The following is a 233-nucleotide window of genomic DNA, read 5'->3' as shown; positions in this document are numbered from 1 at the left end:
ATCAACAACCTTATCGCTCGATTTTGGATAGTTCCCAAATACAACGCATCTATTTAGATGAGTTAGGAACGGCTAACGAAAACTCTCTACAATTAGCGATCATGCAACTAATTATTGCCAGTGAAGCAATAGCCATTGACCAAGGTAGACAACTGATTATACAGGCAAGGCAAGAACTGACAGATGAAGCCAACAAAAAACAAATTGTAGAATTAATAGAAACTATCCTGTTG

Annotated in this window: 1 protein-coding gene; it reads left to right on the top strand. The window is 37.3% G+C overall.

Going from position 1 to position 233, the window contains the following annotated elements; all coding sequences use genetic code 11:
- Positions 1 to 233: DUF2887 domain-containing protein (locus tag GNF10_RS37765; protein ID WP_185607562.1), on the top strand; the 233-nt coding region annotated here is incomplete at both ends.

The sequence above is a fragment of the Nostoc sp. UCD121 genome (genome assembly GCF_014222285.1).
GTDB lineage: Bacteria > Cyanobacteriota > Cyanobacteriia > Cyanobacteriales > Nostocaceae > Nostoc.
This window is presented reverse-complemented; position numbering and strand designations above follow the sequence as displayed.